This window comes from Actinobacillus arthritidis, assembly GCF_029774155.1.
In the GTDB taxonomy this organism is placed as follows: Bacteria; Pseudomonadota; Gammaproteobacteria; order Enterobacterales; family Pasteurellaceae; genus Actinobacillus; species Actinobacillus arthritidis.
This window is the reverse complement of the sequence record NZ_CP103833.1, coordinates 972,716-986,865: the sequence shown is the minus strand read 5'-3', so window position 1 is coordinate 986,865 and position 14,150 is coordinate 972,716. Positions and strand designations below refer to the sequence as shown.

Annotated in this window: 8 protein-coding genes and 2 pseudogenes; 7 read left to right on the top strand and 3 right to left on the bottom strand. The window is 39.1% G+C overall.

All coding sequences use genetic code 11. The features are described 5' to 3' along the window. The first annotated feature begins 100 nt into the window (after window positions 1–100). Window positions 101–1,637, top strand: a pseudogene (pntA, locus tag NYR89_RS04585) (Re/Si-specific NAD(P)(+) transhydrogenase subunit alpha). A gap of 10 nt (window positions 1,638–1,647) precedes the next feature. Next, entirely contained in the window at window positions 1,648–3,096 is a 1,449-nt protein-coding gene (gene pntB / locus NYR89_RS04580; protein ID WP_279446531.1) for a Re/Si-specific NAD(P)(+) transhydrogenase subunit beta, read from the top strand. A 116-nt stretch (window positions 3,097–3,212) separates the two neighbouring features. On the opposite strand, the gene dcd is transcribed toward pntB, so the two are convergent. Further along, the gene (gene dcd / locus NYR89_RS04575) at window positions 3,213–3,797 is read right to left on the bottom strand and encodes a dCTP deaminase (RefSeq protein WP_279446530.1); all 585 of its coding nucleotides are present in this window, start codon (window positions 3,795–3,797) and stop codon (window positions 3,213–3,215) included. Window positions 3,798–3,805: 8 nt separating this feature from the next. Then, window positions 3,806–4,459: a uridine kinase gene (gene udk / locus NYR89_RS04570; RefSeq protein WP_279446529.1), complete on the bottom strand. Its 654-nt coding sequence runs from the start codon at window positions 4,457–4,459 to the stop codon at window positions 3,806–3,808. 110 nt (window positions 4,460–4,569) lie between these two features. Between udk and NYR89_RS04565 the strand changes: the two genes are divergently transcribed. Beyond that, window positions 4,570–5,205: a LysE/ArgO family amino acid transporter gene (locus tag NYR89_RS04565; RefSeq protein WP_279446528.1), complete on the top strand. Its 636-nt coding sequence runs from the start codon at window positions 4,570–4,572 to the stop codon at window positions 5,203–5,205. An 84-nt stretch (window positions 5,206–5,289) separates the two neighbouring features. Here the strand turns inward: NYR89_RS04565 and NYR89_RS04560 are convergent, their stop codons facing one another. Next, window positions 5,290–5,973: a 2,3-diphosphoglycerate-dependent phosphoglycerate mutase gene (locus NYR89_RS04560; RefSeq protein ID WP_005623059.1), complete on the bottom strand. Its 684-nt coding sequence runs from the start codon at window positions 5,971–5,973 to the stop codon at window positions 5,290–5,292. 178 nt (window positions 5,974–6,151) lie between these two features. On the opposite strand from NYR89_RS04560, the gene envC reads away from it, so the two are divergent. From envC to tamB, 4 genes and pseudogenes are all read left to right on the top strand, one after another. Further along, window positions 6,152–7,360: a murein hydrolase activator EnvC gene (gene envC, locus NYR89_RS04555; RefSeq protein ID WP_279446527.1), complete on the top strand. Its 1,209-nt coding sequence runs from the start codon at window positions 6,152–6,154 to the stop codon at window positions 7,358–7,360. Next, complete coding sequence (locus NYR89_RS04550; protein WP_279446525.1) at window positions 7,360–8,208, top strand: divergent polysaccharide deacetylase family protein; 849 nt, start codon at window positions 7,360–7,362, stop codon at window positions 8,206–8,208. The genes envC and NYR89_RS04550 overlap by 1 nt, the downstream gene beginning before the upstream one ends. A 9-nt stretch (window positions 8,209–8,217) precedes the next feature. Continuing rightward, a complete protein-coding gene (gene tamA / locus NYR89_RS04545) occupies window positions 8,218–10,047 on the top strand; it encodes an autotransporter assembly complex protein TamA (protein ID WP_279446642.1) in 1,830 nt (609 codons plus the stop codon). A 55-nt stretch (window positions 10,048–10,102) separates the two neighbouring features. Next, window positions 10,103–14,069, top strand: a pseudogene (gene tamB / locus NYR89_RS04540) (autotransporter assembly complex protein TamB). Window positions 14,070–14,150: the final 81 nt, after the last annotated feature.

Genomic DNA, 14,150 nt, shown 5'->3' with positions numbered 1-14,150 from the left:
CAAATTCTACTTATTTAATGGTACATTACGCCTAGTCTTATTTTTTCGAAATAGGCTATTTTTAGCACAATATATAAACATCAACCATACAGGAGTCTTTATGCTTATTGGTGTACCAAGAGAGCTGTTAGACGGTGAAACACGTGTGGCGGCAACGCCAAAAACCGTTGAACAGATCAAAAAGCTCGGCTTTGATGTGCTCGTTGAACACGATGCAGGTTTTAAAGCGAGTTTTGAGGACAACGCATTTGTAAACGCAGGTGCGGCTGTTGGCACGCAACAAGAGGTTTGGAATTCAGATATTATTTTTAAAGTGAATGCGCCAACCGATGCTGAAATTGCCCTTATTAAAGAAGGCGCAACGCTAGTGAGTTTCATTTGGCCTGCGCAAAATCCACAATTAATGGAAAAATTGCAAGCTAAGAAAATCAATGTATTAGCAATGGACGCAGTGCCTCGTATTTCGCGTGCGCAAGCGCTTGATGCATTGAGTTCAATGGCAAATATTTCCGGTTATCGTGCGGTTATCGAAGCGGCAAATGCATTCGGTAGCTTCTTTACCGGTCAAATTACTGCGGCTGGTAAAGTTCCACCGGCAAAAGTGCTGGTTATCGGTGCGGGTGTTGCCGGTTTAGCGGCAATCGGTGCGGCAAACAGCTTAGGTGCGATTGTTCGTGCGTTTGACTCTCGTCCGGAAGTAAAAGAACAAGTTAAATCCATGGGCGCAGACTTCTTAGAAATCGATTTTGAAGAAGAAGGCGGCTCAGGCGATGGTTACGCGAAAGTGATGTCAGAAGAGTTTAACCGTCGTGCGATGGAACTTTATGCTGAACAAGCAAAAGAAGTCGATATTATTATCACCACAGCGACGATTCCGGGTAAAGCGACACCTCGTTTAATCACTAAAGAAATGGTTGATTCAATGAAACCGGGCTCAGTGATTGTCGATTTAGCGGCAACCGGCGGTAACTGCGATTACACTAAAGCGGGCGAAGTTGTTGTCACCGAGAATCAAGTAAAAGTGATTGGCTATACGGACTTTCCTGCACGTTTACCAACCCAATCTTCACAACTTTATGGCACAAACTTAGTTAACTTACTCAAGTTACTTGCCCCAAATAAAGACGGTCAAATCGATATCAATTTTGAAGATGTGGTGTTACGTGGTGTAACGGTAGTACGTGACGGTGAATTAACTTGGCCGGCACCACCGATTCAAGTTTCGGCTCAACCGCAAAAACAAGCGTACGCGGCACCGGTTGAGAAAAAAGAAGAAAAACCGACCGATCCACGTATTAAATACGGTGTAATGGCTGGTGTCGGTGTATTATTCTTATGGTTAGCCTCTGTAGCACCGGCAAGCATTCTTATCACACTTCACCGTATTCGTTTTAGCCTGTGTGGTGGGTTATTATGTGGTTTGGAACGTTAGCCACGCATTACATACGCCGTTAATGGCGGTAACCAATGCGGTTTCAGGCATTATCATTGTGGGTGCGGTATTACAAATTGCGCGACCGACCGGTAATTTCTTTATTGATATTCTTGCATTTATTGCGATTTTAGTCGCAAGCATTAATATCTTCGGTGGTTTCAAAGTCACGCAACGTATGCTTGCAATGTTTAGAAAAGGTTAAGGAGAAACTCATGTCTTTTGGATTTGTAACAGTCGCATATATTATTGTCGCGATTCTCTTTATTATGAGTTTAGCAGGACTTTCTAAACACGAAACGGCAAAAGCAGGTTGTTGGTACGGTATTGTCGGTATGGCGATTGCGTTAGTCGCAACTATCTTCGGCCCACAATCACACGGCACGCTTTGGATCTTAATTGCTATGGCAATCGGTGGCTTTATCGGTGTGAAAAAAGCCTTAAAAGTTGAAATGACGGAAATGCCGGAATTAGTGGCGATTCTGCACAGCTTTGTAGGTTTAGCGGCGGTATTAGTTGGTTTTAACAGCTACGGTTTACACGTAGATGCGATTCCGCCGGCAAATTTAGATGAAGTGGCGTTAGCGGCATTCCACGCAGAACAAGCAACACTAGCTAACATTCATAACGTTGAAGTGTTCCTTGGTATCTTTATCGGTGCGGTGACTTTCTCTGGGTCATTAGTAGCATTCGGTAAATTAAGCGGTAAATTATTCGGTCGTAAAGTGTCTTCGGTCGCATTAAATATCCCGCATAAACACAAATGGAACTTAGCGGCATTAATCGTTTCTGCATTATTAATGGTCGTATTCTTAAATCACCCTGAGAATATTTTCCCAGTGCTGATTATGACGGTAATCGCATTAGTCTTCGGATGGCACTTAGTATCATCTATCGGTGGTGCGGATATGCCGGTAGTGGTTTCAATGCTGAACTCGTATTCAGGTTGGGCGGCAGCGGCAATCGGTTTTATGTTAAGCAATGACTTGTTAATTGTAACCGGTGCGTTAGTCGGTTCATCAGGTGCGATTCTGTCTTACATTATGTGTAAAGCAATGAACCGTTCATTTATCAGCGTGATTGCAGGTGGCTTCGGTACAGAAGTGAAAGCAAGCTCAGGTGATGAAGAACAAGGCGAACACCGTGAAACAACCGCAGAAGAAGTGGCGGAAATGCTGAAAAATGCAAGTTCTGTGATCATCACGCCGGGATACGGTATGGCGGTGGCACAAGCACAATATCCGGTTGCGGAAATCACTGCGAAATTACGCGAGAAAGGTGTTAATGTGCGTTTTGGTATTCACCCTGTTGCGGGTCGTTTACCAGGTCATATGAACGTATTATTGGCAGAAGCGAAAGTGCCTTATGATGTTGTGCTTGAAATGGACGAAATTAATGATGATTTCGAAGAAACCGATGTGGTATTGGTTATCGGTGCAAATGACACGGTAAACCCAGCGGCATTAGATGATCCGTCAAGCCCAATCGCAGGTATGCCGGTATTAGAAGTGTGGAAAGCACAAAACGTTATCGTATTCAAACGTTCAATGGCGGTTGGTTACGCAGGAGTTCAAAACCCACTGTTCTTTAAAGAAAATACCCAAATGTTATTCGGTGACGCGAAAGAGCGTGTGGATGACATTTTAAGAGCATTAAATAGCTAATCTAGCGACAATAAAAAAGAGATCTTCGGATCTCTTTTTTTGTACTTATAAGATAATAAGCGGTCAAATTTCGTTAACCTTTTGCAAAAAGTTGGAAAATTTGACCGCTTATCGTATTAATCGTCTTGATTGATACGGCTGGAAACCGCACTTTGCTGATTTTTATATTTTGCGTCTTTACGGGCGTTATAAGGTTTTGCCGCATGACCACTTAACACTTCAAAACTTAATGCGCCGATTGCCATATTAGGACGTAAAGCAAGCGGTAATTTACCGGCATTGAAAAATTCTAATACGATTTTACCGTGCCAACCCGGATCGATTCGGTGTGCCGTTACGTGTACCATTAAGCCTAAGCGAGCTAAAGAAGAGCGACCATCTAGCCAGCCGACAATATTATCCGGTAATGTTACGGATTCTAATGTTGTCGCAAGTGCAAGTTCGCCCGGGTGAAGGAAAAACGCATCACCGTCAGCGATAAGAATTTCTTCACTCATTACTTTGTTTAGTTGTGCAGTAACTTCTTCACGAGGTCCACTTAAATCGATATAAGGTGTGGCGTGTTCTCGAAAGACACGAAATGAATTGCCTAAACGAACATCAACCGTTGCTCCGGTAATTTTCTCATTGGAAGGACGAGGACTGATTTCAATTAATCCTTCATCTAAATAACGTTCTATATCAATGTCACATAAACGCATAATAAATCCTATCGTTTAGCTAATAATTGTTTGATTTGAGCTTTTAGAATATTGATTGCGATACGATTTTTACCACCTTTTGGTACGATAATATCCGCATATTGTTTGGACGGTTCAATAAACTGTAGGAACATCGGACGTACAGTTTTACGATATTGAGCGATAACAGATTCCATGGTTCTACCGCGTTCAACCATATCACGCTGTAAGCGGCGGATAAAACAAATATCTAACGGTGCATCCACGAAAATAGAAACATTGATCTCGTTGCGAATTTCTTCATCGGTAAGCAATAAAATTCCTTCAAGAATAATAATTTTTTTAGGTTCGAAGTTTTTAGTGGTAGTTTTACGGTTATGTTCCGCATAGTCATACTCGGGAATCTCAATCGCTTTGCCTTGTTTTAAATGGCGGAGATGTTCGACCAGTAAATGGTGATCCATAGAATTTGGATGATCGTAGTTGGTTTTTACACGCTCTTCCATCGTAAGATGTGTTTGGTCTTTATAGTAGGCATCTTCTGAAATAATACCAATATCATCTGAACCAAGTTCTTCTTTTAATTCTTTATAAATCGTTGATGCGATAAGGCTCTTACCGGACGCAGAAGCACCTGCAATCGCAATCACAATACAGGCTTGGTTTTCAATTATCTCAGACATAATATATTCCTACATTTAATTGTTTATATGGCAAAATTTTGACAATTATACCGTATTTTTACTAAAGTTTTCCGTATAATTATCCTGAATGTATTTATTTGGAGAAAAAAGTGGATATTTTTGTACAAGGTTTTATCGTTTGTTTTGGACTAATCGTATCAATTGGTGCACAAAATGCTTTTTTACTTAAACAAGGCATTTTAAAGCAACACGTTTTTTGGGTAGCATCGCTTTGTTTTTTAGGTGATGTATTTTTAATGACATTAGGCGTATTAGGGCTAGGTTCTATCGTGGCGAATTTGCCTACTTTAAGTTTAGTGATCGCTTTACTCGGCGCTTGTTTTCTATTTACCTACGGTAGTCGTTCGTTTATTAGTATGTTTAAGAGTAGTGAAGCCTTAACAGCCAGTAATGAAAATGCGACAAGTTTGAAAAAAGCCTTAATGATTACTTTTGCGATTACTTTTTTAAATCCGCACGTTTATATTGATACGGTAGTGATTTTAGGTGGAATTGGTGGAAATTTGAATTTTACCGGTAAAATGGAATTTCTATTTGGGGCATTGAGTTGTTCGTTCTTATGGTTCTTTGGCGTGGGCTATGGAGCTGGTTTTCTTTCGCCTTATTTTGAAAAACGCAGAACGTGGCAAATCTTGGATTTTCTTACTGGTGTGATTATGTACGCGATCGCGATAAGTTTGGCACTATATGCTTTCCAGTTAGCTAAACAGATGTTTGCTTGGTAAGCGGTTAAATTTGCGGAATTTTTTGCAAAAAGAAACGCTCGAAGTTTTAGCTTCGAGCGTTTTTTGTTTGAATGACAACTTAAATTATAAGTAGAATTTTTCTACGAAGTTTAATTTGTCATCTAATTTTAATACTAACGGTTGACCGGTAGGGATTTCGAAATCCATAATCTCTTCATCAGAAATACCGATAATGTGTTTTGCTAATGCACGTAAAGAGTTACCGTGAGCAGTTACAAGTACACGTTTACCAGATAATAATGCCGGTGCGATTTGATCTTCCCAGAAAGGTAAAACACGCTCTAAAGTGATTTTGAGGTTTTCTGCATTTGGAATCACATCTTTTGGTAAGTGAGCATAACGACGATCGTTATGTGCAGAGTTTGGATCTGCCGCATCTAAATCTGGAGGAGAAATATCGTAAGAACGGCGCCAAATGTGAACTTGTTCGTCACCGTATTGTTCAGCTGTTGCTTTTTTGTCTAAACCTTGTAACGCACCGTAGTGACGTTCGTTTAAACGCCAGTTTTTAACTTGTGGAATCCATAATTGATTAGATTCTTCTAATACGATGTTACAAGTTTTGATTGCACGAGTTAAAACAGAAGTGAAAGCGATATCAAATTCATAACCGGCGGCTTTTAATTTTTGACCTGCCGCTTTTGCTTCTTCAATACCACGTTCTGTTAAGTTAACATCACGCCAACCTGTAAATAAGTTTTTAGCATTCCACTCACTGAAACCGTGGCGAATAAATACTAATTCCATAAAGACTCCTATGTTTTAGTTGATTTGAAAACGGCGTATTTATAGCAAAAATCTCTCTACTTTGAAATAGTTAGCTAATTTCTTTTTGTAAAAGCGAGAGAAAAGCTGATTTTCCTCAAATATTTGATAGAATGATATATTTTATAATTAATTGATTTCTATACTGATAGGTAATCTCGTGAAAGTTTTTCGTCCGTTTTATTTCATTCCACTATTAATAATATGCTTTAGCGACGTATTTATTCCTACATTATCGTTTGCGACTGATTTATCGAATATTCAGCAAAAAATTAAGCAACAGCAAAGCAAAATTAATGAACAGCGTCAAAAACGTAATGCATTACAATCGACATTAAAAAGTCAAGAAATTGAAATGGGGAAAGTGCTTGGTAAGTTAAAAGAAACGCAAATGTCACTCTCAGAAACTCGTCAGGCAATTAAGCGGACTGAACAAGAAATTCAACGATTAGAGAAACAAGAAAAAGAGCAAAAAGAAAAATTAAAAGAACAACTGGATTCGGCTTATCGTTCAGGGATTCATCCTTCTGTATTAGAGCGATTGATGTCAGAAAATGCAAAAAATGCTGATCGTATGACCGCTTATTATGAGCATATCAATCAGGTACGTATTGATACTATCAATGAATTAAAACGTACACAGCAAGAACTAAAAGATCGCCGTGATGAATTAAAAGGTCAACAAAAAGGCCAACAAACGCAATTAACCGAGCAGAAAAAGCAGGAAAACGATTTAAAAAAAGTTCAAAACGAACGTGAAACGACCTTACGATCAATTGATAAAACGTTAGAACAGGATGAAAGTCGTTTAGAGTCATTAAAAAATAATGAGTCAGCGTTACGTAATCAATTAGCGAAAGCAACGGCTGAATCGGAGCAACAAGAAAAACAAGAAATCGCAAAACTGGAACAGAAAAAGAATAGTGAAGAAAAACGCCAAGCAACGGAACAGGAAAAACAACAGCTTCGAGCCGGTAGTGGTTTAGGTTCGCCGAATAAACAATTTAATATGCCGGTAGCAGGCAAAGTGGTAAACAGTTTCGGCTCTCGCCAAATGGGTGAAGTCACTTGGCATGGTATAGTTATCGCCGCCGGTGCTGGTGCTCCGGTACGAGCGATTGCTGGCGGTCGAGTGATCTTAGCTGATTGGCTACAAGGTTATGGTCAGGTTGTGGTTATTGATCATGGTAACGGTGATATGTCGTTATACGGTTATAACCAGTCTGTTTCAGTACGTAAAGGCAGTCGAGTTTCAGCGGGTCAGCAAATTGCTAAAGTCGGTAATTCAGGCGGACAGAATCGTTCAGCACTTTATTTTGAGATTCGTCGCAAAGGAAATCCTAAAAATCCAATGGGCTGGGTAAGATAATGTGGAATTTATTGAAACATAAGCGGTCTATTTTTAGTCTTTTTTTGCAAGGCTTACTGATTTTGTCACCGCTTGCTCAAGCCGGAAAGTTAGCAATCGTGATTGATGATATTGGCTATCGAGCCAAAGAAGATAGTGCGATTTATGCTTTACCGAAAGAAGTCAGCGTGGCGATTATTCCTGTTGCACCTCACGCAACACAAAGGGCAAAAATGGCTTATGAGCAAGAACGTGATGTCTTAATTCATTTACCAATGCGACCACAGAATAAAGCACAACCAATAGAATCCGAAGCATTGCTGGTAGGGGCAAATGAGGAAAAAGTAAAACAGTTGATTGAATCAGCTCGTAACCAAGTCCCATATGCAATCGGTTTGAATAATCATATGGGAAGTGGAGCAACAGCAGATCGTCAAACTATGCAAAACTTAATGAGAGAATTAGCGAAGCAACAATTATTCTTTCTTGATAGTAAAACTGGACCGAGTGTGGCGACTAAAGTTGCTCGAGAATTTGGTGTGAATGCTCTAGAACGTAGTTTATTTTTGGATGATAACGATACGTTAAGTGAGGTACAGAATCAGTTTCATCTTGCTTTACAATATGCCCGTAAGCACGGTAGTGCAATTTTAATTGGTCATCCCCGTAAAAACAGTATTGAAGTATTACAAAAAGGCATTGTCAATTTGCCAAAAGATATTCAATTAGTTGGTATGAAAGCCTTATGGCGAAATGAAGCGATTATACCGGATAAACCGTTTATTATGATATTTGATGATATGCCTGCACCGACATCTATTTCTCCATTTAATGATGTTCCGTTGCTAAGAGGCATTCCAAAAGATTAGGATATGCTTGTGAATTTTAAACCGAATTTCTTAACCTATTGCTGTTTATTAGCATTTGCTCAAGTGAGTTATGCTGAACAGTTGGCAATTCAAGAAAATGATGTTTCCATAGAGCAATCAGAGGAAACTGAACAGCAAGAGATTGCAGAAGAATCTGAAAACGAACCGCTTGTCGATTTAGAGGTTAAAGGGATTGAAGATAAAGATGCTTGGTCAAATGTAAAGATTTACTTAGATCAGCTTTCAAGTGAATATGCAGATGGTTCCGAACGACATCAATATCTTGTACAAACCACAGTAGATAAAGCATTACGGGCTAAAGGTTACTACAATACACAATATCAATTTATTCAAACGCCGCGAGTAGGTAAAAAGCCGTTACTTACCCTAAATGTTCAATTAGATAGAGAAAAAGTCAAAATTGATGAAACTGAAGTCAGTATTCACGGTGAAGCAAATAAAGACGAAGATTTTACTAAATTAGTTGATTCTGTGCCGAAAAAAGGTACAGATTTGAATCATGAGCAGTACGAGGGTTTTAAAAGTAATCTTGAAAGTCTTGCGTTCAAAAAAGGTTATTTTGACGGACATTGGATTTATCATCGCTTAGAAGTTTATCCTAAAGATCATTCGGTTGATTGGCGTTTAGACTATGACAGCGGTATTCGTTATCGTTATGGAAAAATTAGTTTTACCGATAATCAGATTAAAGAAGAATACTTACGTAATATTCTAAAAGTGAAATCGGGCGAGCCGTATTATGCGAATGATCTTTCTCAAATGACTTCTGATTATTCTGCAAGTAATTGGTTTGCTTCGGTATTGGTTGAACCCCATTTAAATGAATCGGAAAAATTGGTTGATCTCAATGTGTTATTTCAACCGAAAAAGAAGAATGATGTGGAGATTGGTCTTGGATTTGCAACTGATGTTGGCCCTCGTTTCCAATTAAATTGGAAAAAACCATGGCTTAATAGCCGTGGGCATAGTATTGAATCTCGTACCTATATTTCAGCACCCGAACAACGTTTTGAATTTGGTTATAACATTCCGTTAAGGGAAGATCCGCTTCATTATTATTACCAGTTTTCAGGTTCGTTAGAAAATGAAGATCAAAATGATACTAAATCGACTGCGGCAACATTAGGATTCCAACGTTTTTGGACACATGAAACCGGTTGGTCTTTTTCTGCAGGAATTAAAGCTCGTTATGATTCATTTACTCAGGCAGACGAATCACACCGTACTTTATTAATTTATCCGACCGCTTCACTCAATCGAACTAGAACGGATGGAAATCGTTTTCCTCTTTGGGGAGATAGTCAAAAATTAACGGCGAATTGGGGAATGAAAGCACTTGCTTCAGATGTAAATTTCTATAGCTGGAAAGCCTCGAGTGCATGGGTGAGAACGTATTTTGATCATCATCGTTTCTTCTTACGTGGTGAAGTCGGTTATATTCATTCGAAAGATTTTCATCGTATTCCGCCTGCATTACGTTATTTTGCCGGTGGTGATATGAGTGTACGAGGGTTTGGTTATAAAGATATCTCACCGAGAGATCCGAAAAATGGTAAATTAGTCGGTGGTTCTCATTTAGCAACGGCAACGGCGGAATACCAATATCAAGTTTATCCGAATTGGTGGGCGGCAATGTTTTATGATACCGGATTAGCCTCAAATAAATTTAAAGCCAAAGATTTGCACTCAGGTGCAGGGATTGGTGTACGTTGGGCTTCACCAATTGGTGCGATTAAATTTGATTTAGCCACGCCGGTAAAATCACCTAATAATGATAACGGTGTACAGTTTTATATCGGTTTAGGTTCAGAATTATAAGAATGATTTAAGCGGATAATATTATCCGCTTTTTTATATTAGTGGATGAATAGCTATGAATGAACAAGCTAATGAGCAACAACAAGATAATGGCCAAACTCAGCCAAAGCCGTCCGTAACAAAAGCTAAAAGTAAATGGCGTTGGATTCGTCATATTGCTTGTGGTCTATTGTGCTTAATATTCATTCCCGTTGTTTTTTTAATGACAGGGAAAGGGCAACGTACTGCTTTGGAATTAGCGGATAAGTGGTTGAATCAATTAACTATTGGTAGTGTAAAAGGTAGTTTACAAGATGGATTAACTTTATCTGATGCTAAATTTGTTATGGAGGGGATCGATGTATCTGTCGGACAAGCAGATTTACATATTGGCTTTGGTTGTTTATTGGATCGAGAAACCTGTATCGAAAATCTCGCACTAAAGGATACGAGTGTTGTAGTAGATACAGCTAAATTACCCTCTTCTCAACCGGATAAGGAAAATGAACCGTTTACCGAATTGAATTTACCGTTAGGTATATCAGCTAAAAAGATTGCTTTAGATAATATTCAAGTCAAAGTCGATGAGATGGATATTGCCTTAACGCATTTCCATTCAGGCATTTCAGGTAAAGGCAGAGCGGTGAATTTGGCACCGACAGCATTAGACGGCTTAACGCTTTCACTTGCACCGGCAAGTGCGGAACAAGCGGTCGAAAAAACGCAAGAAATTGCCAAAGAATCGGTAAAACAGACCGCTTCTAGTATTGACTGGACAGAAATTAAAGCGAAATTAGCTCAGCCGTTATTGACTAAACAAGCACCGATTAAATTGCCGTTAGATGCGGCAATTCCACAATTGGAAGCCAAAAATATTCACATTGAACAGAAAGTAAAAGATAAAGACGGAAAGTTCGTTACACCTCAATCTATTGTGAGAGTGGAATTGCTTTTATTGCAAGCAAAGGCTGATCAACAATCGGTTGAATTATCGCAGTTATCGATTAATAGTGACCGAGGTAATGTAAGTGGTAGCGGTTTACTGACTCTCGCAGAAAATTATCCGCTGAAGTGGTCATTAAATGCGGATTCACCGTTATTGGCGGATCTAAAAATTCCTGCTAGCCAAGTAAAAGCGGAGCTAAAAGGAGAATTGTTCGGTAAAACCTCGCTGGATATTCAAACAAGCGGTGCTGTTAAGGCAGATCTAAAAGGAGATATTCAGTTAGCTGAAGCTAAAACGCCATTAAATCTGCGTTTAACGAGTGATGCGATTGCTTACCCGTTTATGCCTGAGAAAGGAATAGAACCGCTAAAATTAGATAAAGTTAATCTATTACTTACTGGTGATTTACTCAATTATCAGTTAGATACACAAGTGAACGTCGGTGGGATGGATCTTCCATCTAGCCTTATTCATTTGCAAGGTAAAGGTGAAATCACGCAATTTAATATAGAGCAATTATCGTTAGAGGCTTTAGAGGGTAAAGCAAATCTGAATGGGAAAGTGAATTGGGAAAAAGGTGTCGAGTGGGACGTTAAAACGGCACTTAACACGATTAATACTAAATCACTTACACCAGAATGGGCGGCGGTACTTTCTGGTGGTTTACAGTCGAAAGGTTACGCTGGTCGAGGAGAGAACGGATCGGATTGGAACGTAGAACTTTCTGACCTAGATTTAAACGGTTCGTTGTTACAAAAAACTTTGCAATTAAAAGGTGAGATTAAATCAAATAATAAAACCTTATTAGATGTGCCTGCCGCAACATTAGTTTATGGAGAAAATACGATAGCACTTAAAGGTGAGCTTGGTGATAAATCGGATTTTTCAGCCCAAATTAATGCACCGAATTTAACGGGTTTATTGCCTAAACTAGCGACAAGTCTTCACGGGAATGTCAAGTTGACCGGTAAAGTGACGGAACCTAATTTAGATTTGGATTTAACCGCTAAAAGTTTAAGTTATGAACAGTTGAACCTGAAAAATTTAGTCGCAAAAGGAAAAATAACCACAGAAAAAACTATCCAAGGAAATGTGGACATCAACTTAGCACAGTTGGGGTATGGTGATGTTAAAGTGGAAAATGCAAGCCTAGTCGCGAATGGTAGTGAAGCTAATCACAATTTGAAGTTAAGTGCAAAGGGCAATCCTATCGGTGCCAATTTGCAACTTTCAGGAAAATTTGACCGCTCGCAACAAGTTTGGCGAGGTCAGCTAAGCCAAATTTCAATTGATAGCAAAGAATTTGGTACGTTTAAAACCAACCAAGCAGTTAATGTGAATTATGATAATAAAAAAATTAATGCGAATGTATCTGCACATTGTTGGCATAATCCAAAGTTGAATTTATGTTTTCCTCAAGCATTTAATGCTGGGCAAGAAGGGAAAGTACCGTTTGAAATTAAGCAATTTAATTTAGCGACGATTCAAGAATTTTTGGATAAAAATACCCAATTATCAGGCATTGTAAATGCAAAAGGGGATGCGGCTTGGTTTAAAAACAAACAACCTCAAGTAAATGTTGAACTTGATTCAAAAACATTAAAATTGGTGCAAAAATTAGAAGGCGGTAACAGTTTCCCACTTACGTTAAGCCCAGTTAAAGTGAATGCGAATTTAGCGGATAATAACTTAAAACTAAAAACTGATATTAAGGTGGAAAATAACGGTCGTCTTACGACAGATATTGTGATGAATGATGTGGCAAATAGCCGAAAATTATCAGGTAACATTCATATTGATCAGTTAACTCTTAAATTGATCAAACCGTTATTAAGCGGCGGTGAGTCGGTTGACGGTAATATCAATGCACGTTTAACCCTAGGAGGTTCAGTAACATCTCCATTGTTGAATGGTACGTTAAATCTGACTGAATTACGTGCAAAAGCGATTGCAATGCCGTTTGATGTAACCGGTGGTAATTTAGCATTACATTTCCACGGTGCAACTTCAACCCTTTCGGGACGAGTACAAACAACGGAAAGCGAGTTACGTTTAGATGGTGATGCAGATTGGCGACGTTTAGATGCTTGGAAGACTAGAGTTCATGCACAAGCAAACCGCTTCCGAGTGAATGTACCGAATATAGCAAAAGTGGAATTTAGCCCGAATATTGAAGTGACTGCGACACCGAGAGAACTGATTTTAGGCGGTAATATTGATATTCCGTGGGCAAGAATTGAGGTGGAAGAATTGCCGGAAAGTGCGGTGAGCGTGAGTGGTGATGAAGTGATTATGGATGGTTCAGTAAAACAAAAAATTCCGTTAGCACAACGTCAGATTCCGCAAAAAACATCGAATGGACTTGCGATTAAATCGAATATCAATATTAATATCGGCAATGATGTGAGCTTAAAGGCTTATGGATTAAAAAGTGATTTAAACGGTACTATTGCTGTTCGTCAGGGTAAGCAAGGTTTAGGGTTATATGGACAAGTAAACTTAAAAAATGGCCGTTATGCCTCATTTGGACAAGATTTACTGATTCGTAAAGGAGTAATCAGTTTTGCTGGTCTGCCGTCACAACCGACACTAAATATTGAAGCGATTCGGAATCCGGAAGCAATGGAAGATCCAAGCGTAACTGCCGGTATCAAAGTGATTGGTTTAGCGGATAGTCCTGAAGTGAAGGTGTTTTCCGAACCGTCTATGTCACAAAATGAAGCGTTGTCTTATATCTTGACCGGTCGTTCATTAGATAATAGTGGTGATGCCGGTTCCAGCAATTCTATGGCAGCAGACATTATTGAGTATGAGTTTATCGAAAAGTAGTAAAACTGTGGGAACTGTTGGTAGTACTTTCGGCTTAAATGATCTGAGTGTGACAACGGCGGGTATTGGCGATAATACCAAAGTAGAAGTCAGTGCGAGCTTAACACCTAAATTTAAAGTAAAATATGGGGTAGGAATCTTTGCGGCGTTGACTGAATTGACTCTGCGTTATAATTTAGCACCAAGACTTTACTTACAATGGGTTTCAAGCGTGAACCAAGCGGTAGATTTAATGTATCGTTTTGAATTTGATGAAATGTTTGAGTGATTTTTATCAAAACTGGTAAACAAGCGGTCTGTTTTGTGATTTTTTTTGCGAAATGGATCGCTTATTTTTTCTATAAATTCT